The sequence below is a fragment of the Nisaea acidiphila genome (assembly GCF_024662015.1).
GTDB classification, from domain to species: domain Bacteria; phylum Pseudomonadota; class Alphaproteobacteria; order Thalassobaculales; family Thalassobaculaceae; genus Nisaea; species Nisaea acidiphila.
Map to the genome: position 1 here is coordinate 1,149,424 of NZ_CP102480.1, position 24,856 is coordinate 1,174,279.

The 24,856-nt window shown below is 62.6% G+C and carries 26 protein-coding genes; 16 read left to right on the top strand and 10 right to left on the bottom strand.

All coding sequences use genetic code 11. The features are described 5' to 3' along the window. Positions 1–14: 14 nt before the first annotated feature. Entirely contained in the window at positions 15–458 is a 444-nt protein-coding gene (locus NUH88_RS05310; protein WP_257770407.1) for an Lrp/AsnC family transcriptional regulator, read from the bottom strand. A gap of 148 nt (positions 459–606) precedes the next feature. On the opposite strand from NUH88_RS05310, the gene rocF reads away from it, so the two are divergent. The 3 genes from rocF to NUH88_RS05325 all read left to right on the top strand — a co-directional run bounded on the left by rocF (position 607) and on the right by NUH88_RS05325 (position 3,638). Further along, entirely contained in the window at positions 607–1,542 is a 936-nt protein-coding gene (gene rocF, locus NUH88_RS05315; RefSeq protein WP_257770408.1) for an arginase, read from the top strand. Between the two features lie 21 nt (positions 1,543–1,563). After that, positions 1,564–2,772: an ornithine--oxo-acid transaminase gene (gene rocD / locus NUH88_RS05320; protein ID WP_257770409.1), complete on the top strand. Its 1,209-nt coding sequence runs from the start codon at positions 1,564–1,566 to the stop codon at positions 2,770–2,772. Positions 2,773–2,900: 128 nt separating this feature from the next. Then, entirely contained in the window at positions 2,901–3,638 is a 738-nt protein-coding gene (locus NUH88_RS05325) for a hypothetical protein (RefSeq protein WP_257770411.1), read from the top strand. 93 nt (positions 3,639–3,731) lie between these two features. Here NUH88_RS05325 and glk read toward each other — a convergent pair whose 3' ends face one another. Further along, complete coding sequence (glk, locus tag NUH88_RS05330; RefSeq protein ID WP_257770413.1) at positions 3,732–4,679, bottom strand: glucokinase; 948 nt, start codon at positions 4,677–4,679, stop codon at positions 3,732–3,734. Between the two features lie 180 nt (positions 4,680–4,859). On the opposite strand from glk, the gene NUH88_RS05335 reads away from it, so the two are divergent. The 9 genes from NUH88_RS05335 to NUH88_RS05375 all read left to right on the top strand — a co-directional run bounded on the left by NUH88_RS05335 (position 4,860) and on the right by NUH88_RS05375 (position 14,172). Next, complete coding sequence (locus tag NUH88_RS05335) at positions 4,860–5,930, top strand: radical SAM/SPASM domain-containing protein (protein ID WP_257770414.1); 1,071 nt, start codon at positions 4,860–4,862, stop codon at positions 5,928–5,930. Between the two features lie 61 nt (positions 5,931–5,991). After that, positions 5,992–7,053, top strand: a complete 1,062-nt coding sequence (locus tag NUH88_RS05340) for an Ldh family oxidoreductase (RefSeq protein WP_257770415.1) — start codon at positions 5,992–5,994, stop codon at positions 7,051–7,053. A gap of 230 nt (positions 7,054–7,283) precedes the next feature. Beyond that, positions 7,284–8,801, top strand: a complete 1,518-nt coding sequence (locus NUH88_RS05345) for an ABC transporter substrate-binding protein (RefSeq protein WP_257770416.1) — start codon at positions 7,284–7,286, stop codon at positions 8,799–8,801. A 106-nt stretch (positions 8,802–8,907) separates the two neighbouring features. Next, positions 8,908–9,825, top strand: coding sequence for an ABC transporter permease (locus NUH88_RS05350; RefSeq protein ID WP_257770417.1), 918 nt, complete (start codon positions 8,908–8,910; stop codon positions 9,823–9,825). A gap of 4 nt (positions 9,826–9,829) precedes the next feature. Next, positions 9,830–10,738 (top strand): ABC transporter permease, encoded by a 909-nt coding sequence (locus NUH88_RS05355; protein WP_257770418.1) that lies wholly within the window; start codon positions 9,830–9,832, stop codon positions 10,736–10,738. A 36-nt stretch (positions 10,739–10,774) separates the two neighbouring features. Beyond that, positions 10,775–11,779: an ABC transporter ATP-binding protein gene (locus NUH88_RS05360; protein ID WP_257770419.1), complete on the top strand. Its 1,005-nt coding sequence runs from the start codon at positions 10,775–10,777 to the stop codon at positions 11,777–11,779. Beyond that, positions 11,776–12,744, top strand: coding sequence for an ABC transporter ATP-binding protein (locus NUH88_RS05365; RefSeq protein ID WP_257770420.1), 969 nt, complete (start codon positions 11,776–11,778; stop codon positions 12,742–12,744). Before NUH88_RS05360 ends, NUH88_RS05365 begins: the two co-directional genes overlap by 4 nt. Before the next feature lie 9 nt (positions 12,745–12,753). Next, entirely contained in the window at positions 12,754–13,206 is a 453-nt protein-coding gene (locus NUH88_RS05370) for a GNAT family N-acetyltransferase (RefSeq protein ID WP_257770421.1), read from the top strand. 78 nt (positions 13,207–13,284) lie between these two features. Further along, positions 13,285–14,172: an endonuclease/exonuclease/phosphatase family protein gene (locus NUH88_RS05375; RefSeq protein ID WP_257770422.1), complete on the top strand. Its 888-nt coding sequence runs from the start codon at positions 13,285–13,287 to the stop codon at positions 14,170–14,172. A 12-nt stretch (positions 14,173–14,184) separates the two neighbouring features. Here the strand turns inward: NUH88_RS05375 and NUH88_RS05380 are convergent, their stop codons facing one another. From NUH88_RS05380 to NUH88_RS05390, 3 genes are all read right to left on the bottom strand, one after another. After that, positions 14,185–15,108 carry a DMT family transporter gene (locus tag NUH88_RS05380; RefSeq protein WP_257770423.1) on the bottom strand — a complete coding sequence of 308 codons (924 nt, stop codon included), beginning with the start codon at positions 15,106–15,108 and terminating at the stop codon, positions 14,185–14,187. A 365-nt stretch (positions 15,109–15,473) separates the two neighbouring features. Further along, complete coding sequence (locus NUH88_RS05385) at positions 15,474–17,204, bottom strand: ankyrin repeat domain-containing protein (RefSeq protein ID WP_257770424.1); 1,731 nt, start codon at positions 17,202–17,204, stop codon at positions 15,474–15,476. 348 nt (positions 17,205–17,552) lie between these two features. After that, positions 17,553–18,239 (bottom strand): GntR family transcriptional regulator, encoded by a 687-nt coding sequence (locus NUH88_RS05390; RefSeq protein ID WP_257770426.1) that lies wholly within the window; start codon positions 18,237–18,239, stop codon positions 17,553–17,555. A 160-nt stretch (positions 18,240–18,399) separates the two neighbouring features. Here NUH88_RS05390 and NUH88_RS05395 point away from each other — a divergent pair, with 160 nt between their 5' ends. Further along, positions 18,400–19,113 carry a Fe2+-dependent dioxygenase gene (locus NUH88_RS05395; protein WP_257770427.1) on the top strand — a complete coding sequence of 238 codons (714 nt, stop codon included), beginning with the start codon at positions 18,400–18,402 and terminating at the stop codon, positions 19,111–19,113. Between the two features lie 7 nt (positions 19,114–19,120). On the opposite strand, the gene NUH88_RS05400 is transcribed toward NUH88_RS05395, so the two are convergent. Together NUH88_RS05400 and NUH88_RS05405 are read right to left on the bottom strand one after the other, a co-directional pair. Beyond that, the gene (locus NUH88_RS05400) at positions 19,121–19,354 is read right to left on the bottom strand and encodes a hypothetical protein (RefSeq protein ID WP_257770428.1); all 234 of its coding nucleotides are present in this window, start codon (positions 19,352–19,354) and stop codon (positions 19,121–19,123) included. A gap of 30 nt (positions 19,355–19,384) precedes the next feature. Beyond that, positions 19,385–19,945, bottom strand: a complete 561-nt coding sequence (locus tag NUH88_RS05405; protein WP_257770429.1) for a GNAT family N-acetyltransferase — start codon at positions 19,943–19,945, stop codon at positions 19,385–19,387. Positions 19,946–20,064: 119 nt separating this feature from the next. Between NUH88_RS05405 and NUH88_RS05410 the strand changes: the two genes are divergently transcribed. Next, on the top strand, positions 20,065–21,048 hold the full coding sequence (locus tag NUH88_RS05410; protein ID WP_257770430.1) for a zinc-dependent alcohol dehydrogenase family protein: 984 nt from the start codon (positions 20,065–20,067) through the stop codon (positions 21,046–21,048). 164 nt (positions 21,049–21,212) lie between these two features. Then, entirely contained in the window at positions 21,213–21,833 is a 621-nt protein-coding gene (locus NUH88_RS05415) for a glyoxalase superfamily protein (RefSeq protein WP_257770431.1), read from the top strand. Here NUH88_RS05415 and NUH88_RS05420 read toward each other — a convergent pair. Genes NUH88_RS05420 through NUH88_RS05430 form a run of 3 tightly spaced genes read right to left on the bottom strand, consistent with a single transcriptional unit; the run spans position 21,830 to position 23,684 of the window. Beyond that, positions 21,830–22,687, bottom strand: a complete 858-nt coding sequence (locus NUH88_RS05420; RefSeq protein WP_257770432.1) for a S49 family peptidase — start codon at positions 22,685–22,687, stop codon at positions 21,830–21,832. The genes NUH88_RS05415 and NUH88_RS05420 overlap by 4 nt on opposite strands. A 12-nt stretch (positions 22,688–22,699) precedes the next feature. Further along, positions 22,700–23,488 carry a tRNA1(Val) (adenine(37)-N6)-methyltransferase gene (locus NUH88_RS05425; protein WP_257770433.1) on the bottom strand — a complete coding sequence of 263 codons (789 nt, stop codon included), beginning with the start codon at positions 23,486–23,488 and terminating at the stop codon, positions 22,700–22,702. Then, positions 23,463–23,684 carry a putative signal transducing protein gene (locus NUH88_RS05430; protein WP_257770434.1) on the bottom strand — a complete coding sequence of 74 codons (222 nt, stop codon included), beginning with the start codon at positions 23,682–23,684 and terminating at the stop codon, positions 23,463–23,465. The genes NUH88_RS05425 and NUH88_RS05430 overlap by 26 nt, the downstream gene beginning before the upstream one ends. 153 nt (positions 23,685–23,837) lie before the next feature. Between NUH88_RS05430 and NUH88_RS05435 the strand changes: the two genes are divergently transcribed. After that, positions 23,838–24,854 carry a polyprenyl synthetase family protein gene (locus NUH88_RS05435; protein WP_257770435.1) on the top strand — a complete coding sequence of 339 codons (1,017 nt, stop codon included), beginning with the start codon at positions 23,838–23,840 and terminating at the stop codon, positions 24,852–24,854. Positions 24,855–24,856 lie beyond the last annotated feature (2 nt).

The following is a 24,856-nucleotide window of genomic DNA, read 5'->3' on the forward strand; positions in this document are numbered from 1 at the left end:
GCGCCGTCCGTCAGTCAGTTCCGGCGGGCGGCGCGGGCGCTGCGCCGGGTTGCGAGCAGTAGATTGGTCTCCGAATTCGCGATTCCGTCGATCAGCCGGATGCGGCGGAGCACGTCGTCGAAATCGGCCAACGTCTCGGCCCCGATTTCGGCGATCAGGTCCCACCGGCCGTTCGTCGAGTGGATCGCGCCGACCGCACCGATGCCGGTCAGCTGGCGCACCACATTCTCGGTTCCCCGCCCCTCGATCTCGATCAGCATGATACCGCGCACCGGCAATTCCTGCGCATCGCCCCGCAGCACCACGGTATAGCCGAGGATCTGCCCGTCCCGCTCCAGACGCTCAATGCGGCTCCGCACCGTCGCCCGGGAAACCCCGAGCAGATCCGCAAGTTCCGAGATCCCGGAGCGGCCATTGCGCCGGAGCGCGGCAATCAGCTTCTCGTCAATCGCATCCATTTATCATTTCGCCATTTTTGCTTATCAATTTGCACATATAATGCGTCTTTTTGCGCTATTTGCTATCTTTTTTGCGCCATCGCCTTGCCCACATAGTCAGTCAGGGTTGTCGCCGGGACGCAGTCCCGCCGAACGAATGGAGCAATAGATGACCGGATCCCGTTCTTGCGTTCTTGTCGGTGCGCCGGTCCAGATCGGCGCCGGCCAGCCGGGCTGCCTGATGGGGCCGGATGCCTTCCGAACCGCCGGGCTCGGCCGGGCGCTGGAGAGCCTCGGCCATGGCGTCGAGGATCTCGGCAATTGCGCCCCCGCCCCCCTTCCGGAGCGCAGCCACCCGAACAAGGCGATCAAGAACCTGACCGAAACCGCAGGCTGGGTGCAGTCGCTGACCGAAGCCGCCTATGCGGCGAAGCAGGGCGGACGGACGCCGATCTTCCTCGGTGGCGACCATGCGCTGGCGGCGGGTACCCTGCCCGGCATTGCCAAAGCGGCGAAGGAGGACGGGCGCGAACTCTTCGTGCTCTGGCTCGACGCCCATAGCGACTATCACGACCTCGACAGCACCGAGAGCGGCAACCTGCATGGCGTTCCCGTCGCCTATTTCACGGGCCGCAAAGGCTTCGACGGATACTTTCCCGAGCTCGACGTTCCGGTGAAGCCGGAGAATATCACGATGATGGGCATCCGCTCGGTCGATCCGGCGGAGCACCGCGAATTGCTGAACCAGCCGATCGAAGTCGTCGACATGCGCGCCATCGACGAGAAGGGTGTCAGCGCCTTGCTGGCCGACTTCCTGAAGCGTGTTGAGGATGCGGACGGCGTCATCCACGTGAGCCTCGACGTCGATTTCCTCGACCCGGAGATCGCACCCGCCGTCGGTACCACCGTTCCGGGAGGCGCGACCTTCCGCGAGGCCCATCTCATTATGGAGAAGCTCTGCGACAGCGGCCGCGTCGGCTCGCTCGATCTCGTGGAGCTCAATCCCTTCCTCGACGAGCGCGGCAAGACCGCACGACTGATGGTCGACCTGACCGCGAGCCTGTTCGGCCGCAAAGTCATGGACCGGCCGACCCGATCCTACTGAGCAAAGCGAAGGAGAACCCCCATGTCCCATGCCGCAGATTTCATTGCTACGGAAAACCGGCTCGGCGCTCACAATTACAAGCCGCTCGACGTCGTCCTGACCCGGGGCGAGGGCGTGCATGTCTGGGATGTGGACGGGAAACAGTATCTCGACTGCCTCTCGGCCTATTCCGCCGTAAATCAGGGCCATTGCCACCCGAAGATCTACGAGGCGCTGGTGACCCAGGCCAAGAGGCTGACCCTGACCTCCCGCGCCTTCCATAACGACCAGCTCGCCGGCTTCTACGAAGACATCGCCCGGCTAACCGGGTCGCACAAGGTGCTGCCGATGAATTCCGGCGCCGAGGCGGTGGAATCCGCGGTCAAGGCGGTGCGCAAATGGGGCTATGAGCAGAAAGGCGTGGCGGAAAATCAGGCCGAGGTCATCGTCTTCTCCAACAACTTCCACGGCCGCACCATCGGCGTCGTCGGTTTCTCCACCGATCCGGTGGCGCGCGGTAATTTCGGTCCTTTCGCACCGGGATTCCGGGTGGTGAAGTTCGGCGATATCGAAGCCTTCGAGAAGGCGATCACCGAAAACACGGTCGCCGCCCTGATCGAGCCGATCCAGGGCGAGGCTGGGGTGATCATCCCGCCGGCCGGCTATTTCAAGCGGATGCGCGAGCTCTGCACCGAGCACAACGTCACGCTCATCCTCGACGAGATCCAGACCGGCCTCGGCCGTACCGGCAAGATGCTGGCGGAAGAGCACGAGGAAATCGAGGCCGACGTGACGCTTGTCGGCAAGGCGCTCTCGGGCGGTTATTACCCAGTCTCGGCGGTGCTCTCCAACAGCGAAGTCCTCGGCGTGCTGCAGCCGGGTCAGCACGGCTCGACCTTCGGCGGCAACCCGCTCGGCTGCGCCGTAGCACGGGCCGCGCTCGATGTGCTTGTGAGCGAAGGTATGATCGAGAATTCCGCCGAGCAGGGCGCCTATTTCAAGACGGAGCTGGAAGGCATCCGCTCGAACGCGGTGAAGGAAGTCCGCGGCCGCGGCCTGATGCTGGCGGTCGAACTGGAGCCGGAAGCAGGCGGTGCCCGGAAATACTGCGATGCCCTGAAAGAGCGCGGCATCCTTGCCAAGGACACGCACGAACATTCGATCCGCATCGCTCCGCCGCTGGTCATTACCCGCGATCAGGTCGATTGGGCGCTGGAACGCTTCAGCGACGTGCTGACCAACGTGCACTGAGCGTTGTTGCAACGCGTGTGGCCATCACCTTAGCGACATAAGCATTCAGATTGTTTTCAGATCGCTCCAAGCCGTTAAACTCCTGTTGGATAATCGGATTGACCGAAAGCGGCTTGGGGTAGAAGGCAATGACGCATTGTCAACGTGCGGCGCGATTTGCAGCAGCAATTGCGCTTTGTTGGATCATCGTAGGATGTTCAAGTGCAACCACGTCTTTCAAGGATGGACCCAGCCCCGGAAAAGCCGTCGTTATTGTCGGTGGGGCCTTCCGGATCCCTAATGTACCGATTTCAAAGCCAATCGCTCCGATCCATATTGTTGCAGGCCCTCTGAAAGTCCCATCCGCAATCCTTAGCGCCCAGATTAACTTTCGCCGGTTTGAGGTCAACAATGGCAAAAAGCTGAGCAATATCGGGCTGTCTTTCGAGGGGAACCCGGAACTGATCATGGTAGGACTGGGAGAACCGAATTCGTTATTCGGTCCAGGTCGCACATTAGATCAGTTTGGCAGAACGACATACGCAATTGCCGAAGTTAATCCCGGCGACTGGTTCCTCGAGCGTCAAATTGTAAGCTCTCCGAATCAAACGACGATTATCCACTCCTTGAAACAAGAAGACTCACGGATGCGGGAAGGCATACCGATTTTCAGCGTTGAGGCTGGAGAAACTATCTATGTTGGAGATGTGTTCCTAGTGTCTTCAGCGTTCCTGAAGGAACATGAACCATCGAAACATCAAAGATTAGGAAATGACCAATGGTTCCTCGGATATTCGTTTGATTTCGTCAACTCGATCCCTTCCATTGCGAGCAGAATAGACGCGGCTTCGATAAAGGAACGGAAACTCGTTCTCTACGATAAATGATACCCAACATCGAGGAGGACGAACTTCAACACCCCATGAAACCGCTTGCACAGACACAGCCGAGCTAGGTAGTGCCTCTCCGAACTGGTACACTTACCCTCTGGCCAGCGCCTGCAGTCCGAAAAGGCCGGGCTCCGGATGGGTGATGCGGTAGACCGGGACGGTCTCCAGATACGCGCGCATCCGGCCCTTGGCGTTGAACGCGGCCCGGAACAGATCGGCGCGGAAGCGCTCTCCCAGGTTCTGCAACACGCCCCCGGCGAGATAGACCCCGCCGCGGGCGCCTGCGGTCAGGGCAGCGTTGCCCGCGACGGTCCCGAAAAACGAGGCGAACCGGTCCAATGCCTCGCGTGCCGCCGGGCAGCCTTCCCGGTCGAGGCGCTCGACGACCTCCTCGCCCGTCGCCGGTTCGGGATCGAGCCCGTCCCGTTCCGCGATGGCGCCGAAGAGGTTCACGAGGCCCGGGCCGGACAGCACGTCCTCAGCCGATACGTGGCCGAGACGCTGTCGAAGGTGCGCGATCAGGTCAGCCTCCGCTTCGTTCGACGCGGCCAGCGTCGCGTGGCCGCCCTCGCCGTCGAGCACATGCCAGTCCTCGCCGGACGGCACGGCGGCGCCGACCCCGAGACCGGTTCCCGGGCCGAGCACCAGCTTCGGCCTGCGTGCGACCTCGATCCCGGTCTGCACAGCGTCGAGATGGTCCTCGCCGAAATGCGGCAGTGCCGCCGCCACCGCGGCGAAATCGTTCATCAGACCGAATCGGTTCCAGCCGAAGCGCTCGCGCACGGCATCGCGGGAAAACTGCCAGGGGCAGTTGGTGAGTCGGATCCGGTCGCCGGAGACCGGTCCTGCCACCGCAACGATTGCGTTGCGCGGCCACTCGGGCTGCGGGATCCCCTCCAGGAATACTTCGAGCGCCACCTCAAACCCCTGATGTTCCGCCGTCTTGAACGCACGCTCGCTCCGGAGGCTCTCTCCATCGGTCAGGGCCAGCCTGAGATTGGTGCCACCGAGATCCCCGATCAAAGTACTCCCGCGCATACCCCGCTCTTCTCCTCCGCAACAATCCAGCCCCGGTCACGTTAGCATGGAGACTGTTCAACGCGAGCGGCGCGGTCTCCGACGAAGCTCGCGCGCCGAACCCACCTGACGGAGGCGTTACTTCACAGTCAACCCTGGATAAGGCATATGCGACGGCAGGCAATTTACGGGAAATCGTCGATGGAAAGTATCTACTACGTCCTATCCTGGGCCTGTCACCGGCGCTGCAAGCATTGCTACGAGGAGCGCTTCCGGCCCTATGTCCGCGACGAACTCAAAGCGGTCGTCAGCGCGGCGGAAGCCAATTTCCCGAAGATCATCGCGAACCTTCCCGACCGGCTGACCTATCTCGACCTGGAGCAGCCGGACGACAGCGCAGCCGGCGGCTATGTCGAACGCACCAGCCGCATCATCGTCTCCGGCGGCGAGGTGCTGCTCGACCCGGTGCGCGAGACCATTCTCTATCCGGCACTGGAACAGATCCGCGACAAGTACCGGTCGCAGGGCGGCGTGAAGCTGGTAGTGCAGACCACCGGGGACCTGTTGACCGAACGGATCATCGAAGAGCTGCTGGAGCGCGGCATCTACATGATCTCCGTCGCGGGCATGGACGATTTCCATGTCGGCATGGAGGGCGAGAAGCGGGTGCCGCTGCAGGAAAAGCTGACCGGCTGGTTCGAAGCGGCAGGCATGCGCCCGTTCCTGCATGATCCGAAAGTCCGGGCCTGGGACGATGACGGCCCCAATTTCTCCTTCTTCGGCGCGACCGAGGATGCCTGGATCGGCAAGATCTGGCCGCGCGGCCGGGCCTGGGCCAACGGCCTCTCCCGCGCGACGATCAACGACAATTTCTGCAATGTCTGGTCCGGCGGCCTGAACTTCCTGAACCGGCGCTATTCCGGATCCGAAGTCTCCATCGACCCCAACGGCGACGTCTTTCCCTGCTGCCTCAAGACTAAGGCCCCGCTCGGAAACCTGACGGAAGAGCGGCTCGAAGACATTATCGACAGCCTGGTCGGGCGACCCGCCTTCGAAGCGATCTCCATGGGCCATCCCGAGCGCATGGGCATCGCCCATGGCTGGGACGTTGAAACCTTCCTGAAGAAGTCCGAGACGATTACCGTCGATGGCCGTCCCTACCGCAATCTCTGCATCGGCTGCGACCGGTTCCACACGGAAATTCTCGCCGGCGTGCTCGAGGATGCGCGGCGGGATCGCATGGCGCGGCGCTCACTCGACGCGGCGGAATAAAGCCGCGCCTTTTCACCGGGCACCGGACGCGGCACTCTCCCTGCAAAGGGAGGACTGCTCAATGGACAAGAAATACGACGCGAAGGCCCTCGCCGCCTTCGCCACAGGCCTGTTCGAAGCCGCCGGGCTGGACGAGGCCAAGGCAGGCACCATCGGCCCGCTGCTCGTCGAGGCCGATCTGATGGGGCACACGACGCACGGCCTCCAACTCTGCGCGCCGTATCTGAAAGCGCTCGATGACGGCACCATGGAAAAAGAGGGGGGCCCGCAAGTCCTGAGCGACCGGGGCGCCGTCGTTACGTGGGACGGCCGCCGCCTTCCCGGCGTCTGGCTCACCGCCCGCGCCGTCGATCTTGGGGTTGAACGGGCCAAGCTCTACGGAACCGCCAGCATTGCGATTCGGCGCAGCCACCATATCGCCTGCCTCGCCGTGTTTCTCGAGCGCGCGACCAGAGCGGGTTGCATGGTGCAGATCGCATCTTCAGACCCCGCCGTCTCCAGTGTGGCGCCCTATGGCGGAACGGAACCGCTCTTCACACCGGATCCGATCGCTGTCGGCATACCGACAGGCGGCGACCCGATCCTGATCGATACCAGCGCCTCGATCACGACCAATGGCCTGACAGGCCGCCTGCATGGCGAGGGCAAGAAGCTTCCGGGCGCATGGGTGCAGAATGCGGAAGGTGCCGCGAGCGACGATCCCGCCGTGCTGTTCACCGACCCGCCCGGCACGATCCTGCCGATCGGCGGAAAGGAGTACGGTCACAAGGGCTATGGCCTCGCATTGATGATCGAGGCCCTGACACAGGGACTTCCCGGCCACGGACGCGCCGACCCGGCCGAAGGATGGGGCGCCGGCGTCTACGTTCAGGTGATGGACCCGACAGCCTTCACCGGCGAGGCTGCCTTTACCCGGCAGATCGACCATATCGTCGAGCGATGCCGCGCGAACAAACCGGTCGCGGGCGGTCCGCCGGTGCGCCTGCCGGGTCAAAGTGCGATCGCAAAAAGAGCTGCGTCATCCTCGGGAGGCGTCGCACTTTATCCGGGGATCATCGACGCGCTGGCGCCTTGGGCAGAGAAATACGGGCTGGTGCCGCCGGTTCCGATCTCCGCTTCCTAAGACCAGCAAGCGATGGCGGAACAGCACGGCATTCGACATCAATTTTAGCCATATTGCATTGCAATAATGGCATAAATTTTTTCATGAAAACAATGGCTCCAATGCCTTGCCAACACGTTTTCGGCCTGCAATGCTTCGCGCTCCAAACGGTCTGGACATTCGTCCGATGGTGGGTCCGCATCGCCCGGTGCGCCCGCTGCCTGAGAAACCGGAATACGACAGGAGTGGACATGAAGAGATTTCTTGCTGCGTCGGCATTGGCTTCGCTGGCGCTCGTCTCGGCAGTACCGGCGGCCCTCGCCGGCAAGGCTGACGACACCCTGAACATCGTGTGGGAACGCGAGCTCGAGAACGTCGATAGCTACTTCAACACCGCACGTGAAGGCATCATCTTCTCACGTATGACCTGGGACGCGCTGCTTTATCGCAACCCGCAGACCATGGCTTACGAGCCGTTGATCGCGAAATCCTACAAGTGGGTCGACGACACCACGCTCGAGTTCGAGCTGAACGAAGGCATCACCTTCCACAACGGCGAAGAACTCGACGCGGACGATGTGGTCTTCACCTACAACTGGGTGTCCAATCCGGACAACGGCGTGAAGACCCAGCGTAACGTCAACTGGATCAAGGGCGCCAAGAAGCTCGACAAGTACAAGCTCCAGGTGATGCTGAAGGCCCCATTCCCGGCGGCCCTCGAATTCGTGGCCGGTTCGGTCTCGATCTACCCGAAGGACTATTACGAAAAGGTCGGTCCGGACGGCATGGGTTTGAAGCCGGTTGGCTCCGGCCCGTACAAGGTCACGGAACTTGAGCCCGGCAAGAAGATCGTCTGGGAAAAGTTCGACGGCTACATGAAGGGCAGTCCGAAAGGCACGCCGACCATCGGCAAGGTCATTCAGCGCACCATTCCGGAACGTAACACCCAGATCGCCGAGCTGCTCGCTGGCCGCGCCGACTGGATGTGGCGGGTTCCGGCCGACCAAGCCGACCGCCTCAGCGGGTCCGGCCGGGTTCAGGTTGTCAACGAACAGACCTTCCGTATCGGCTACATCACCATGGATGCCGCCGGCGCGACGGGCGATACGCCGCTGAAGAACCCGCTGGTCCGCAAGGCGATCGCACACGCGATCGACCGCGAAGCCATCGTCAAGGCGCTGGTCCGCGGCAAATCCTCAGTGGTCCATTCCGCCTGCTTCCCGACCCAGTTCGGCTGCGAGCAGGGCGTTACGAAATATCCGTACGACCCCGCCAAGGCCAAGGAATTGCTTGCTGAAGCCGGCTATCCTAACGGCTTCGAAATTCCGTTCTACGCCTACCGTAACCGTGACTATGCTGAGGCTATGATCGGCTTCCTCAACCAGGTCGGCATCAAGACCAATTTCGGTTACCTGAAGTACGCCGCCTTGCGTGACAAGATCCGGGCCAAGGAAGTCCCGATGGCTTTCATGACCTGGGGCTCCTACTCGGTCAACGACGTGTCTGCGATCACCAGCAACTTCTTCACTCATGGCAAGGACGACCTCGCGCTCGATCCGCAAGTGAAGGAACTGCTGCACACGGGCGACACCACGGTCGATTCCGCAGCCCGCAAGACAGCCTACAGCGCCGCTTTGAAGCGGATCGCCGACGAGGCCTACTGGATTCCGCTCTGGTCCTACAACACCAACTACGCCTTCTCGAACGATGTCGACTTCACCCCGACCTCCGACGAGATTCCGCGGTTCTTCACCGCGAAATGGAAGTAGTCTAAACTTTCTATCCCGATCCCGGTCGAGGCCGGGATCGGGATAACCAAGAATAACCGGCAGGGATCCCTTCCCTGATAACCCGGCACCCACCGGATATAGAGGCATGCTGGTCTACACTCTGAAGCGCCTGATCTTGGCATTTCTTGTCGCCCTGACGGTGTCGGGGATCACTTTCTCCCTGACGTACCTCGCCGGCGACCCCGCCACCGCCATTGCCGGCGAAACCGCGAGCGACGCTGATATCGAATATATCCGCGAGCTCTATGGCTTCGATCGCCCGATCTACGTGCAGTACCTGGAATGGGCCGGGAAGGCGTTCCGGGGCGATTTCGGCATGAGTTTCTACTTCAAGCTTCCGGTCGCGGATCTCCTGCTTGAGCGCCTGCCGATTTCCATGACTCTCGGTGTCTGTGCGATCAGCTTCGCCATTCTGCTTTCTATTCCGCTTGGCGTCCTCGCCGCCATGCAGCCGAACAGCATCCTCGATAGGCTGGCCCTCGGAATATCCGTCGTCGGCCAGGCCATGCCGAGTTTCTGGTTCGCCCTGATGCTGATCGTGATGTTCGCGGTCTGGTACCCGATCCTGCCGACGACCGGATCAGAGACCTGGCAGCATTTTATTCTTCCGACCATCGTGCTTGGTTATTACGCGACCCCCGCCATCATGCGGCTGACGCGAACCGGCATGCTTGAGGTTCTTGGATCGGACTATATCCGCACAGCGAGGGCCAAGGGGCTGCCGCAGCATGTCGTGCTCTTCAAGCACGCATTGCGCAACGCGGTGATCCCGGTGGTGTCACTTGCCGCTGTTCAGTTCGGCTTCATGCTGGGCGGATCGATCGTGATCGAGAGTATCTTCGCCCTGCATGGCGCCGGCTATCTTGCATGGGAGTCTATCGGACGGAACGACTTGCCCGTGGTGCAGGCCGTGGTTCTGGTCTTCTCGCTCTTCTACATCATTCTGACTTTTCTCTCGGATCTGCTGAACGCCTGGCTCGATCCGCGGATCCGGGTGGGCTGACGCCATGACGACGACCATCGCAAATCGCGGCCTTCCGGCAGCAGAGGACATTGTCGGCCCGACTCCGGGACAACAGCTCCGCAGGCGGATCTTCGGCCATCGCGGCCTGATGATCGGCGGCGTCATCCTCGCCATCATGTTCCTGATGGCGCTGAGCGCCCCGTTTCTCGCGCCGCACGATCCCTACTACCAGGACCTGCTCGCGCGCATTAAGCCGCCGGTCTGGATCACCGGCAACTGGGGGCACGTGCTCGGCACCGACCAGCTCGGCCGGGATTATCTCTCCCGCCTGATGTATGGCGCCCAGATTTCTCTTCTGATCGGTTTCGCGGCGGCCTTCATCTCCGGCGTCATCGGCACCGCGATGGGTGTCGCGGCAGGCTATTTCGGCGGCCGCGTCGACATGGTGGTGACGTTCCTGATCACCGTCCGTCTCTCCATGCCGGTGGTGCTCGTGGCCCTCGCCGTGGTGGCGCTCGTCGGCGGCTCGCTGATCGTGGTGATCAGCGTGCTCGGATTGCTGCTCTGGGACCGCTACGCCGTCGTCATGCGCTCGGCCACGATGCAGATCCGTCAAATGGACTATGTCTCCGCCGCCAAGGCAGTCGGCTGCTCGACGACGCGCATCCTGCTGACCGAGATCATGCCGAACATCGTGAACAGCCTGATCGTCGTCGCGACGCTGGAGATGGCCCATGCCATCCTGCTCGAAGCGGCACTGTCCTTCCTCGGCATGGGCGTGCAGCCGCCGACCCCGTCCTGGGGGCTGATGGTTTCGGAGGGCAAGGACTACATCCTCTTCGAATCCTGGATGATCACGATCCCCGGCGTTGCCCTCTTCCTGCTCGTTCTCGCGATCAACCTGGTCGGCGACGGGATCCGCGACGTCACCGCGCCGGAGGCCCGGAACTGATGCCCGCGCGGAAGAATTCTGGAACAGGAGTGTAACGTGTCAGCCGTTCTCGAGATCAAAGGCCTTACGGTCGACATCCCGGTCGCGGCCGGCGACCTTCATGCCGTGCGCGGTATCGACTTCTCCGTCGACAAGGGCGAGACCCTCTGCATCGTCGGCGAGTCCGGTTGCGGCAAGTCGCTCACCTCGCTTTCCATCATGGGTCTGTTGCCCAAGCGCGCGAAGATCTCGGCGGAGAAGATGACGTTCGCCGGAGACGAGTTGCTGAGCCTGAAGGAAAAGCAGCTGGCGCATATCCGAGGCAACCGGATGGCGATGATCTTCCAGGAGCCGATGACCTCGCTCAATCCCGCCTACACCATCGGCAACCAGCTGATGGAGCCCTATATCCGGCACAAGAAGGCGAGCGAGAAGGAAGCGCGCGAGCGGGCGATCTACCTTCTGGAGCGGGTCGGCATCACCGCCGCGGCAAGCCGGCTATCGCAGTATCCGCACCAGCTCTCGGGCGGTCTGCGCCAGCGCGTGATGATCGCCATGGCGCTGATGTGCGACCCGGAGCTGATCATCGCGGACGAGCCGACCACGGCCCTCGATGTCACCATCCAGGCGCAGATCCTGCACCTGCTGGCGGAGCTCCGGAACGAGTTCAACTCGGCCCTGATCCTGATCACCCACGACCTCGGCGTGGTCGCCCGTGTCGCGGACAAGGTGGCGGTGATGTATGCCGGTAAGATCGTCGAGGCCGGGACGGTTGACGAGATCTTCAACAAGCCGCTGCATCCCTACACCCAGGGCTTGATCAATTGCATTCCGGTGCCCGGTAAGACCGCGCGCGGCTCCCGCCTCGGTTCGATCCCAGGCATCGTCCCGACACTGGTCGGCGACATCCGGGGCTGCAGTTTCCGCAACCGCTGCGCCTTCGCGCATGACGAATGCAACACCAAAGATCCCTACCACACACTCGGCCCGGGGCGCGGCTATCGCTGCACTCTCGATGTCGCCGCCTGTGAAGCCAATGCGAAGGAGCTCGTATCCGCATGACCGGAGAGACCGTCCCTCCCGTCCTCGAAATGCGGGACGTCACCAAGACCTTCATGATCCGGCGCGGCATCTTCAGCCCGAAGCAGCCTCTGCACGCCGTGAACGGGATTTCTCTGAAGATCGAGAAAGGCGACGTGCTCGGCCTGGTCGGCGAATCCGGCTGCGGCAAGTCCACGCTCGCCAAGATGCTGCTCGGGTTGGAACCGCCGACCACCGGCGAGATCTTCATCGACGGCGAACCCGCTTACCAGGGTGGCAGCCGGACCGCGGTCGCACGCCGCATCCAGCCGATCTTCCAGGACCCCTATTCGTCGCTGAACCCGCGGAAGACCATCGGCTCCATCGTCTCTCTGCCGCTCCGCGTGCACAAGGTGGGCGATCCGCTGAGCTGGCGGAAATCGGTCGAGGATATTCTCGACATCGTCGGCCTTCCGCGGCGGGTCTATGACAGCTATCCGAACCAGCTTTCCGGCGGCCAGCGCCAGCGCGTCGCCATCGCCCGCGCGCTGATCATGAAGCCGGAAATCGTCATCTGCGACGAGCCGACCTCGGCGCTCGACGTCTCGGTGCAGTCGCAGATACTGAACCTGCTGATGGATCTCCGCGAGGAACTCGGCCTCACCTACGTGCTGATCAGCCATAACCTCGCCGTCGTCGAGCATATCGCGACCAAGGTGGCGGTGATGTATCTCGGCCGGATCGTCGAGGAAACCGATACCGCGACCCTCTTCGAGAAGGCGCGGCATCCCTATACCGAAGCGCTCCTCGGTTCGGTTCTGACCCCGGAACCCGGCCTCGGCGTGCCGGATAGCGGTCTCGGTATCGCCTTCCCGAACCCGATCAACCCGCCGAGCGGCTGCACCTTCCATCCGCGCTGCGCAAAGGCCTTCGGCCCCTGCTCCGTTAAGGCGCCACCGAAGATCAACGACGCGGACGGCCATGTCGAGTGCCATCTCTACGCCTGAGCAAGCCCCGTGACCGGAAGCGGTGAAGTCACCTACCGCACGCTTGTTCCGACGGATTTCGACGACGCGCTCGCGCTCTATCGCGAACTCTCCGGCGCACGGCCGGTCGCGGAGGGCGCGCTCGGGCAGGAGCGGTTCGCGGCGATCCTCACGCAGCCGGGAAGCGCGATCCATGGCGCCGAGGTTGGTGGGCGCATGGTCTCGATGGCCACCGTCCACGTGATGCCGAACATGACCTATGGTGGCCGCCCATATGCACTTGTCGAGAACGTCGTGACGCTGAAAGCGTTCCAGGGGCGCGGTCTCGGGCGCGGCGTGATGCAGTCGCTCATCGATACCGCCTGGGCGGCCGGCGCCTACAAGATCATGCTGCTCACGGGACGCCGTGCCAAGGCCCGCGGCTTCTACGAGAAACTCGGCTTCAACGGCGACGAGAAGCACGGCATGATCCTCCGCCGCTAGACTGACCAAGCGTCATCCGGGTGTCATGGTCGGCGGCTAGGCTGCGCGTCCTTCCTCTGCCAAACTTCCGGGACCGCCATGACGCTCACCTTCGCCACCTACAACATCCAGTTCGGCCTCGGCCAGGACGGCAAGTTCGATACCGGCCGGATCGCCGACGCGGTCGCAGCTGCCGATATCGTCTGTTTCCAGGAAGTGGTGCAGGGCTGGCCGCGCGACGATTACGAGGATCAGGCCGCGACCATCGCCGGGCGGCTGAACCATTTCTATGTCTTCGGCTCGACCTTCGACGTCGACGGCAGCTTCCGCGACGAGGACGGCAAGGTGGTGAACCGGCGCCGCACTTTCGGCAACATGGTCGCGAGCCGCTGGCCGATTTCCGCCTCGCGGACCCTGCACCTCCGCAAGAAACCCTCCCCGGGCGTCTTCGATCTGCAGCGCTGCGCCGTCGAGGCCATCGTGGAACTGCCGTCCGGCCCGATCCGCGTCTACAGCACCCATCTCGCCCATCAGGCACCGTCGCACCGCATGCCGCAGGTCGAGGCGCTGCGCGAATATGTCTTCCGCGCGCCTCACGAAGGCGCGCCAATCGACGGCCCGCACCCGTTGCCGCCGGAAGCGGCCTTTGACTGGACGGAGGGCCTGCCTTTCGCGCCCGCGCCGAAGAGCGCGATCCTCGCCGGCGACCTCAATTGCCGCCCGACCTCCGAGGAATACGCCCATCTCTGCGGCGAGCCGCACCAAAAGCGCGGCCGAACCCGGCTCTACGACCAGCTCGTGGATACGTGGGTTGCGGCAGGCCACGATGAGGAAGGCGTCTCGACCCTCTACAACCGGGACGGCGACTACAAGATCGACCATGTGCTGGTGACGGACGATCTCGCCCCGAAGGTGAAGAGCAGCCGGGTTGCGTCGGAGGTCACCGCCTCCGATCATTATCCGGTCTTCGTCGAATTCAACCTCTGAGAGAATTGCCGATCAAGTTTCGGCCAGCGCCCGGCGCCTCCGCCGCGCCACCGCCTCGCGATGGGCGATATAGGTGATGCTGCCGACGATGATCGCGGCGCCGATCCAGGTGAAGATCTCCGGAACTTCCCCGAAGATCGCGAAGCCGATCAGGGCGGACCAGACCAGCTGGACGAACTTGATCGGCTGGATTGCGGACATTTCGGCGACCTTGAAGCCTTGGGTCATGAGCAAATGGCCCAGGGTCGCGAGCCCGGCCGTGATCAATACGAGCAGCAGTTCCTCGATTGTCGGCGTGCGCCAGACATAGAGAGCGGGAATGAACGTAAACAGCGTGACGAAGACGGAGAGATAAGCCACCACCGCCGGGCCCGTTTCGGTCAGCGTCAGTTTCTTCGCGACGATATCCGCGCAGGCGAAGATCGGCGCCGCAACGAGCATCGCGATGGCGCCCGGGTCAACCACCGCGAAGCCGGGACGGATGATGATCAGAGCGCCCATCAGGCCGATGATGATGGCCATGATGCGCCGGAACCGGATCGCCTCGCCGAGGAACAGAGCGGCCAGGAGCGTCGTATAGACCGGCGCCGTGAACCCCATGGCGGTCACTTCCGCCAGCGGCATCCGCGACATCGCGTAGAACCAGAGCAGGACGCCCGTCCCGTGCAGGAACCCGCGCAGGGCATGCAGCGGCAGTTTGGCGTTGCGGATGTCGGAGGGGCGGAGCTTCAGGAAAAACGGCGCCATGAAGACGAGCGCGAAGGCGTAGCGCAGGAACCCGGTCTGCACCGGATCCAGCGTGGCGCCGACATAGCGCACGATCGCCATGAAACAGGAAAAGACGAGCCCCGAGAGAGCGATCCAGAACATGCCCTGAAGATTGGGCGAAATGGAGGAAAAACGGGTCTGGAGTTCACGCAGCGGGGCGAATGACATCTTGGCCAATTGGAAACAATAAAGCGCTCTAGGGCTACACTATTCCATATTCGGAAAAGAAAAACAGCCCTATGCATACTTTTCGGGTTAATCCGCCGAATGGATAGCAACCGGCAAGTCGATCGGAGATCTACTGCCTCTCGCTCTACCCGAAGCCGGTCCGCACGCCACATTTTGGCGACCTGTAAAACATCCCGCACGGACGCATCTTCGTGCACCGTTCCGGATCGCGACGCAAAACAGGAAAACGTCCTGGCTTTTCCTGCTTCGCAAACCGCGTCGCAATCCGGAATCTCGCAGCCCTTATCATCGGCCGGACTGGATTCGACCGATCTCCTCCTAAGAGACTGAAATTATGTCAATAATCACCGAGGGTATTCGCGCAGAAGTTCCGCCACATCTGAATGCCCGGCGCTTGCGGCAGACTCCGCAATGCTCGTTCCGGACGGATCGCATATGTCCGGATTGGCGCCCTTCTCCAACAGATGCTCCACAGAGCCGATCTGGCCGCTTACCGCAGCTTTCCAGAGCGGAGGCGCCCAATGATCGTCTCCGGAATTCGCGGACTGGGGAACGACCCGGGAGAATGGCGCGTCGAGCCAATCCGGATCTTCTGCGAGACGGGCATCGATTTGATCGGTCCGCCCCATCGCAGCGGCGAAAAAAATATCCATCGGAGCCTGCAGGAGCAGCGCGATCGCTTCCTTCTTTTGCGAATAGAACGCGTGGCCAAGAGGTGGGGAGAGATGCTCCGGATCGCGCAACTTGGCATCCGCGCCGGCCGCGAGAAGAACCTTAAGAGTGTTTACCTGTCCACGCCAGGCGGCCGCATGCAAAGCTGTCTGCGTGCCTACCGGACTAAGCTCGAAGCCGAGAGCGATCATAGTTTCAACGGCTGCAAGATTGCCGTTGCCGGCCGCTTCGCGCAAAATCTCGGCTTCAGTATCCGGATCTTTTCCCATGTGTCCGGGCTTGAGTTTCTCGGCGGTTTGCAGATCACCAGACATGCAGGCGGCAAAGAACTGTTGCCGCTCCGTCAGTGGCTCCGCATCGCCGCCCCGGGCTTTTATGATTTCCGCGATATCCGGGAGCCCGCGCATCAAAGCCGATTGATAGGGCGTGACCCCTTCGGTGAAGGTCGGATAGGTATTGTTGTCGGGTGTATCGATATCGACTCCATGTTCGATCAGAAGTCGAGCCCGATCGGCAAATCCCCACCGGAGCGCGATGATCAGGTTCCAATGCATTGTGCGGTGCGCGGCGGGCAACCCGCCATCCTCCACCGGCCACCAATTGCTGGGATCGCTGTCTTTCAGACCGAATTCGAGCATCAGCTCCAGATGCGTATTATCGGGATTGAAACAGCGATTGTAAGCACCTTGGCTGTCATTCGGGTTTGCTCCGGCTTCAAGTACCGCGCGGGCGAACTCGGCCATTTCCGGGTGTTCGGGAAGGCGCACCTTCCCTCCTTCTCCATCGCCGAATATGCCCGTAAGGACGGAGAAACGGTAGGTGCCTCCCCAGAGATAATGGGCATTCGGATCGGCTCCGGCTCCAAGCAACATGACCCCGGTCATATATGACGAGGCGCCGGGCAGTCGCGCATAGGCCGCATACATGAGCGGCGTCCATTGAAATGGGCCGCCGGGCTCATCGACAGAGAACGATTCTCGGGCGAGCCAGCGAGCCAGAGCCGCCTCGTCTCCGGCCGCAGCGGCAACGTGCGGTGAATGTGCCACGATCTCCGGATGTGCCTCCAGGATGGCGGCAGCCATTTCAAATGCCGCCGGTCCACGCGTGTTATCCGGGCCGTAGTGCAAGCAAACGAGGTCGAGAAACCGGTTTGCGCGCTGTTCCGTCGTTTCCCGTGCTCCGAGACCGGCATCGATATGCCGTTTCATCCGGGTCCAACTGGAGAAATCGTATTCCCTCGCTATCACCAGCTGGGCTTGCTGCAATGTGATTTTCGCAGGATTTCCAAAGTACGGACCTACTCGCCCGAGGGCGGACTGGTCTTCAATCCGAACGAGTTTATGAAGTTGCTTAGCCTGCCCTTTGAGATGCTCAAGGGAAGGGCGCGCGGGAAGGTTTGCCATATCGGCCTCCTTTCAACTGTCCGGTATCCGCGCCCACGGACCTGAAAGAAGGTCGGGTGGTATTGGCATTACTTTGGACAGAGAGGCTAAGCCCTTCCCGCGGATCGGAAGCGCCCTGACGCGCGGACATAGCGTTAGCACATGGACCAAACGAACGAAAGCGGCTGTTACACAAAACAGACCTCCGCAAAAGAAGCCAAGTCCCCGAAATCCACCACGGTGAGCTGTTCTATCTATATCTCCGGCGCGTGCCTTCGATTGCCGAGGATACCGGTTCGGTCTGCTCAAGTTTCAACGCCCGATCTAAACGCGAAAGGCTGGCCGCCTCTTTACTTCGCCCCGGGCGAGTTAGCCCTCTTCGCTGCTGGCGAGGAGGTGTAGGCGCGCCTTCTGGGCGCCGCGGATATGTTCGCGCATCAGCCGCTCTGCCAGTTCGGCGTCTTTATCGGCAATCGCCTGAACGACCGCCGCATGTTCGCGCTTGGCCTCTTCGGATCGCCCCGGCACCGCCATCGTAGTTGGCCCCAGAAGCACCATCGCGTCCTGCAAAACGTTCAGCGTCTTCAGAAGATAGCGGTTGTGGGCGGCGTGATAGAGCGAACTGTGGAAGCGCCGGTTGTGACCCGCAACCGCTGCCGCCTTCCCTTTGCTGCCAGGGTCCAGCGACACCAGTTCCTGCAGGATCTGGATCTCGGCATCCGAGGCCCGGCGCGCCGCCAGTCCCGCCGCCGTGCCTTCCAATACCTCGCGCATGAAATAGAGCTCCATCACCGCCTGGTGATCGAGTTCCGAGATCACCATGCCCCGGTAGGGCGCGAAGCTGAGCAGCCCATCCGCCTCAAGACGCCGGAACGCCTCCCGCACCGGGGTCCGGCTGACATCGAGCCGTGCCGCCATGTCGCTCTCGCGCACACGTTCTCCCGGCTTCAGCTCGCCCGACCGGATCGCCTCTTTGAGCTTCAGATAGGCGGTTTCCCCGCGGGGCTCACCGGCAGGAGAACTGTTGCCGTCTTTCGCCAGTCTCTTTCTGGCCATCGCCATTCCTCTTCGGGTTCGCGCCATGGGAGGCGCTCGCGGGGGTCACCATAGTGTAACCCCGGCTCCGCCCCCATCCGCAAGATGACACAGAGTTGCCACTGGTCCGCCCGCGGACGGTCGGCTAGTGTGGCGCGCATCGTATCTAAGTGAGTCGCACATGCCTTACGTCTACCCAATTCCCAATCTGCTGCCGCCGGAACTTGTCTCAGAGATCAACAAGCGACTGGAGTCCGAACCGGAAGCCTGGGTCGACGGCGCGCAAACGGCCGGGCGGGAACGCGGCAAGAAAAAGAATCTCGAACTGGCCGTGGACAGCGACCTGCGCGTGCAGGTCTCCGACGCGATCACCACGGTCCTGCGTGACTATCAGCGCCGCGAGTCGCTGCTCTTCACCTTCCTCGCAGCACCGTCGAAGATCGGGAAGTTCCTGGTCTCGAGTACGGATGCCGGGGGCGGCTACGGCGACCATATGGACAACAATGTCATGGGCAAGGGGACGGCGGAGGAACTGCGCTCCGACCTCTCGATGACGATCTTCCTTTCGGACCCGGAGAGCTACGAGGGCGGGGAACTGGTCATCGACAGCGACATGGCCTTCGCGCCCAGCTTCAAGATGCCGGCGGGCGGCGCCGTGCTCTACGCGACGAACTCAATCCACCGGGTCAATCCAGTGACCAAAGGTACACGGGTTGCCGCCATCACCTGGATCGAGAGCGAGATCGCCGATCCATTCATGCGTCAGGTCAACGCGGATTTGCTGCAATGCCTGAATGCGGTATCGCTCAATGGCGAGCAAAATCCACAACTCGCGGCGTTCCTGACGCTGAAACTCGAGAAAATCCGGGGGAACCTGCAGAAACGGTTCGGCTGAGCCGGACTCAGGCGCTGCGGTCCTTTTTCTTCGCGCCGTAGGTCCCGTCCGGGTTCTGCACGAGGTCGACCACGCCGTCTTCCGGCTTGGAGCTGCCGGGAGACGCGGACGCGCCGCCGCTCTTCGCCTCTTCCTTCAGCTTCTGCTTGCGCGCTTGGTCAAGCCGCGTAACCAGCTTGAAACCGTACCAGACAGCCGCCAGGACGGCGAACAGAACCAGGATCTTTTGAAGACTGAACATGTCTTGGTTTTAATCGATTAATGCCGGAGTTCAAGAGCCAGTCGTGCGCACCAGCTCGTACTTGACCACTCCGTGAGACTGACCGGGCACGTCGTAGCGGTCCACGAGCGTCATGCCGAGTTTTTCCAGCACCTTGTGCGAGCCCGTATTGTCGCCCCGCGAGCGGGCGACGAGAAGCGGAAGCTCAAGCACCGTCATCGCCGCGTCGCGCGCCGCCTTGGCCGCCTCCGTCGCGTAGCCCTTGCCGCGGAAAGTCGGGAACAGTCCGTAGGAGAGCTCGATTTCACCGGCATCGCCGTCGTCAGCATAGCGAAGCCCGCATTCGCCGCAGAAACCGCCGCTTTCCTTCTCGACGACGGCATAGAGCCCGAAACCATGCTCATCCCAGTGCCGTTTCAGCACGTCGAACGCCGCGCTCGCCGCTTCCGGGCCGCGGGCGCCGTATTTGCGGATGGACATGACCTCCGGGTCTCCATAGAAGCGCACCATCTCCGCCCGGTCGGCTTCGATGAAGCGCCGCAACACGAGGCGAACGGTTTCAATGCGCTCCGGCGCCTTCGCTGCATCCTGGTTCGATAGTTTTTCTTCCATGCGGAAAGCCTATACGCCTCGGGCGACCGGACACAGCAATACTGACGGAACTTATTGAATCGCGCTCCATTTGGCTCATCTCTGAACTGGGCGTTGTCAAAGATCGAGGGAGAGAAAGCATGAAAGCCGCCGAACTGACCCGGGTCGGTCCCGCCGAAGAGGTTGTTGTCTGCAAGGAAGTTCCCGGCCCCTCCGCTCCGGCGAAGGGCGAGGCGACGATCGAGCTCATCGCCTGCTCGATCAATCCGGCGGACATCCTCGGCATCGAAGGCAACTATGCGAGCATCCCCGAGACGCCTTCCCCGCTCGGCATCGAAGGCGCCGGACGCGTGACGGCCGTCGGCGACGGTGTGAAGGATCTCGCCGCCGGCGATATGGTGATGAGCCTCCACCGCGCGAACTGGGCCCAGAGCCTCACACTCCCCGAGGCGCAACTCGTAAAGCTGCCGGCGAACATCGACCCGGAACAGGCGGCGATGATGAAGGTGAACGCCGCGACGGCGCTCCTCATGCTGCAGAAATACGTGAAGCTGAAACCCGGCGACTGGCTCATGCAGAACGCCGCCAATTCCGGTGTCGGCACGGACGTCATCAAGCTCGCCCGCAGGCTCGACCTGCACACGGTCAATGTCGTCCGCCGCCAGGAGCTGATCAAACCGCTGCATGACATGGGCGCCAATGTCGTCGTACTGGAAGGCCCGGATCTCGCGGGGCGGATCGCCTCGGCGACGAACGGGGCGGAGATCAAGCTCGGCCTCGATGCGGTCGCGGGCAATGCCGTGCAGACGATGGCGGAAAGCCTCGCACCGGGAGGCACCATCGTGAATTACGGCCTGCTGAGCGGCGATCCCTGCGTGATCGCCCCCCATGAGGTGGTCTTCCGCGACATCTCCCTGACCGGATTCTGGTTGGCGAAACTGATGCGCGGCATGTCGAAGAAGAAAATCCAGGAACTCTACGAGGAGCTCTCCGGCTACTTCCTCGACGGCACCCTGAAGGTCGCGGTCGAGGCACGCTACGAGCTGGACGACATCCAGAAGGCAATGGCTCATGCCAAGCGGGAGGGCCGTGGCGGGAAGGTGCTGCTACGCCCGAACGGGTAGACAGCTTCGCATCGTTTACTAGAATGCTTTTGGCCAAGGTGCAGCCTGCTGCTCACATCCCAAGAGGAATGGTGAATGCGCCTGATTTTCCCCGGTTGAGCCCCATGGGCGACGGTCAGCAACGTGAGCACTGACGAACGATCGCCCGAGTCGAGGACCAACCGATGGATATTATTGAGCAAGCCAAACGATCCGCGAAAATTCTCCGAAAGTCTCTGAATGCGAAAGCCGTGGAGCTATCCCATGGCGCGTGTCTGGAGATCGTCGCCCATCAAATGGGATACGAAAGCTGGAACGAACTCTCTGCCCGGAGCGCGGACGAAGAACGGCTCAGCATTCATCTTTTTGTCGAGCATGGCCGTGTGGACGAAGCCTCGGCCTTTTATTCTTCCGCTTTCGGCGCTGTCGAAGTATCGCGGCACGATCATCAGGGTAATACGCGGGCGGTTTATCTCGCTCTGAGAAAAACGAGGATCTGTGTAGTGGGATCAAATCCCAAACGCGAACAGAATCCAGCGATCGGAGGTCCCTTCTCTCCCAAAGACAAAGGAACCGTGAGTTCGGTCGTTGCGCTAGACGTCTCTGATCTGGACAAGGTCGTGCAGCGGGCCGTCAACGCTGGAGCCACCTTGAGGTTCGGTCCTGACACAGACTCAACCGGAGGCCTTGCCGCTTCGCTTTTCGATCCTTTCGGCCACATTTGGGCCCTCGCTCAAGCCACGTCGGGCGGGAGAACAAAACCTCGTCTTTCCGTCCCAAGGGGATCGCTGACCGCGACCGCCTAGAGCCCGAAGCGATTCCAGAGCAGCCGTTCCTCCACCGCGGCGATCAGGCCGTGCATGAGGGACGGCGCCCCTTCGGCATTCTCCGCCGCGACATTGCCCCGCCGCAGCTTCTGCCAGAAAGAGAGGCGCGGGCCGTAGCGCCGGAAGCGGACATCCTCGCCGTAGCGTTCGCGCATCACCGTGCGCAGATCGCCGAGTCCGTCGACAATGCCGAGTTCGAGCGCCTTCGTCCCGGTCCAGACGGCGCCGCTGAAGAGTTCGTCCTCCTCGCCCTTCAGCTTGGTGCCACGCCGGCGGCGCACGACCTCCTTGAATCCCTCGTAGAGATCCTGCTGCAGCGCCTCCAGCCGCGCGACTTCCTCCGGCTTTTCCGCCTGGAACGGGTCGAGCATGCCTTTCGCCGCGCCTTTGGTGTGGACCCGGCGCTCGATCCCGAGCTTGCCGATCGCCTCCTGCAGACCGAAACCGGCGGTGATCACGCCGATCGAGCCGACCACCGAGGAAGGATGGGCGATGATCTCGTCCGCGGCCTGGGCAATCCAGTAGCCGCCGGAGGCGCAGAGATCCTCGGTGAAGGCCGTTACCGGCTTCTCGTGCTCGCGGGAGAGCGCCTCGATCCTTGTCTTGATCAGGTCGGACTGCACCGGCGATCCGCCCGGCGAGTTGATCACCAGCGCCACCGCGGTCGTTCTGCGGGACGCGAAGGCGGCCTTCAGGACGCCGTCGAAGCGTTCGATATTGAGGCCTTGACGGAAAGAGCCGAGATCGCCGATCGGGCCCTTGAGGCGGACGACCGCCACTTCGGGATCGCGCGGGGCGAAGGGGTTCAGGCGCGACCAGCAGGGGCGGGGCATCTTTGTCTCCTCTTATCGGACCTCGCCCGCCGCGAGCGCGCTGCCTTTCTCGAGGGCAGACGCCACGGCCGGGCTGTAACTCCCATCCATATTGTGCAGCACCACCCCGCTTGAAAGGGCGAGCGGCGTGCGCACGCCCTTGCGGGCCACCAGAACGACGCGTTTGGCCGGGCGTCCGGGCTTCGGATAGAGCGGATGCACCTCTATGCCCCCGAACCTCCGGTCGAAGGCTGTCAGCAGGTCGGCCAGCCGGTCCGCCCGCTGGATCATCGCGACCCTTCCCTTGTGGCGGAGCGCGAGAAAAGCGGCCTCGATCCAGTCCGCCGCCTCCGTACCGGCCTCGACATGGGCCGCCGCCTTCAGGCGGTTCGCCGACGGATCGGCCGTGGCCGGATCCTGATAGGGCGGGTTCGCCAAAACGAGGTCGAACGTCCCTTCCTCGAAGACCGGCGGCCGAGCCTCGACCCGCCCCTGCCGAACGAGAAACCTCTTGGCCAGACCGTTCAATTCCGCATTGCGGCGGGCGAGATCCCACATTTCCGCCTCCGCCTCTACGCCGGTCACCTGAAGCTCCGGCACCCGCGCGAGAAGGCAGAGCGGCACCGCGCCGGCGCCGCAGCCGAGATCGAGCACCCGCATTCCCGCCGCTGCCGGCGCCATCGCGGCGAGCAGCACCGGGTCGACGGCCGCCCGATAGCCCTCCGCCGGCTGCAGAAACCGGACCCGGCCGCCGAGCAGGCTGTCCTCGGTCACGTCGGGCCCGGCCGGCGCGGTCTCAGTCGTCTTCGTCGAGAGGCTCACCCGCTTCCTCCAGAACGCGTTTCGCCGCCGCGTAATCCTCGTCGCTGACCGCGAGGCGGCGCGGGATCGCGTTGGCGCTGCCTTCGAGCACGCTCATGTGATTGTCCAGCACCAGCGGCTCGACCCCGGCATCGCGCAGCAGCGCGCTCAGAAAGGAGAGCCGGACAAGATCCGTCGAGCGCAGCAGTTCCTTCATCGCAAATCCATGAAATTTTTATGCCTAAAGCGTTTCCCCGGCGCGACATATCGGCCGGTACGGTGCCGGAAATGGGCGCGAGACTTGACCGTCCGAAAACCGGACCTATGCTCGCTGCGCGATTGAAAGCCGTCAAGCGACACGGAGTTTGCCTTGGGCGTGGTTGTGGATTTCGGGGACAGCGGGAAGCGCAAAGCCTCCATCGAGGGTCTCTCCAATCTGGTGAAGGCCGATCTCGACCGGGTCAACAAGACCATCATCGAGAACATGCAGAGCCCGGTGGCGCTGATCCCGCAACTCGCGGGCCATCTGATCGCCGCCGGCGGCAAGCGCCTGCGTCCCATGCTGACACTCGGCGCGGCGGCGCTCTGCGGCTACGAGGGCGAGCGGCACGTGAAGCTCGCGGCCTGCGTCGAGTTCATCCATACCGCCACCCTTCTGCATGACGACGTGGTCGACGAGAGCGAGCTGCGCCGCGGCCAGGAAAGCGCCAACGCCGTCTGGGGCAACCAGGCGAGCGTGCTGGTCGGCGACTTCCTGTTCAGCCGCTCCTTCCAGCTGATGACGGCGGATGGGTCCATAGAGGTCATGCGCATCCTCTCCGAGGCCTCCGCCGTGATTGCCGAGGGCGAGGTGCAGCAGCTCATCACCACCAACGACACCGAGACCGACGAGAGCGCCTATCTCGAGGTGATCCGCGGCAAGACCGCGAAACTCTTCGCCGCCGCCGCCGAAGTCGGCGCGGTGGTCGCCGAACGCCCGAAGGCGGAACAGCAGGCACTCGAAAGCTACGGCATGAATCTCGGCATCGCCTTCCAGCTCGTCGACGACGTGCTGGATTATTCGGCACAGCAGGAAAAGCTCGGCAAGAATGTCGGCGACGATTTCCAGGAGGGCAAGATCACCCTTCCCGTCATCCTCGCCTTCCGCCGCGGCGACGACGAGGAGCGCGCATTCTGGCGCCGCACCCTGCAGGATCTCGACCAGCAGGAGGGCGACCTCGCCCATGCGCAGGCTCTGATGGCAAAGCACAACACGCTCGCCGACAGCCTCGACCGCGCCCGCCACTACGCCGCCATCGCCCGCGACGCACTCGGCCTGTTCGATGACGGCGATGCCAAGCAGGCGCTGGTGGACGTGGTCGATTTCTGCGTCGAACGGGCCTACTGACG